We start from the raw sequence: 655 nt of genomic DNA, 5'->3' as shown, positions 1-655 counted from the left end.
AGTAAAAGATCCCCACCCAAAGGATGGGGCATTGAAATAACCCCTAGAAGGGGATAAATTGCCCTACGCCTCCACAGGAGGCAGGGCGTATTGTTCCCATTCTAATTTATTACTTATTTTGATTCTTCCCTTTTCTCATGTTCTTCCTGATACTTTACATACTTTCTTATCATTTCTTCATCTAAGCCTACTGTATCAACACAGTAACCTCTTGCCCAGAAATGATTACCCCAGTATGGCTTCTTCTTCAATTGCTTGAACTTATTCAAGACTCGTATTGAGGTTCTTCCTTTTATTGTGCCTACAAAACTTGATATAGATACTTTGGGGGGAACAGATACCAGCAAATGGATATGATCCTTTTGAACATTCAACTCTTCAACTACACCGCCTTGACGGTCTACAAATTGATGAAGACAATTTTCAACTTCTCTTTTAATTTCGCCTTCAAGTATTCTATACCTATATTTGGGTGTCCATACAATATGGTAGTTACAATGCCACAATGTATGTGACAATTTTTTAAATCGACTCATATGCTACTTTTATTTAGTTGCGGGAACAACTTTACTAAGATAGCTATGAGTCATTTTAAGGCGGAGCCCAATGACTCTGACCACGCCCAGAGGACGTGGTTTTTTATATTAGAATAAAC

General features: G+C 38.0%; 1 protein-coding gene. It reads right to left on the bottom strand.

Annotated elements, in window-relative coordinates; all coding sequences use genetic code 11:
* Positions 1 to 113: 113 nt before the first annotated feature.
* Positions 114 to 536: an IS200/IS605 family transposase gene (gene tnpA, locus QMO11_RS21865; protein ID WP_282040090.1), complete on the bottom strand. Its 423-nt coding sequence runs from the start codon at positions 534 to 536 to the stop codon at positions 114 to 116.
* Between the last annotated feature and the right edge of the window lie 119 nt (positions 537 to 655).

Source organism: Saccharicrinis aurantiacus, assembly GCF_947489045.1.
GTDB lineage: Bacteria > Bacteroidota > Bacteroidia > Bacteroidales > Marinilabiliaceae > Saccharicrinis > Saccharicrinis aurantiacus.
The sequence above is the reverse complement of the archived record's forward strand: the minus strand, read 5'-3'. Positions and strand labels throughout refer to the sequence as shown.

Excerpts from the sequence above, each read along its gene's own strand:
- tnpA (WP_282040090.1), bottom strand. The coding sequence starts at position 536 with ATGAGTCGATTTAAAAAATTGTCACATACATTGTGGCATTGTAACTAC.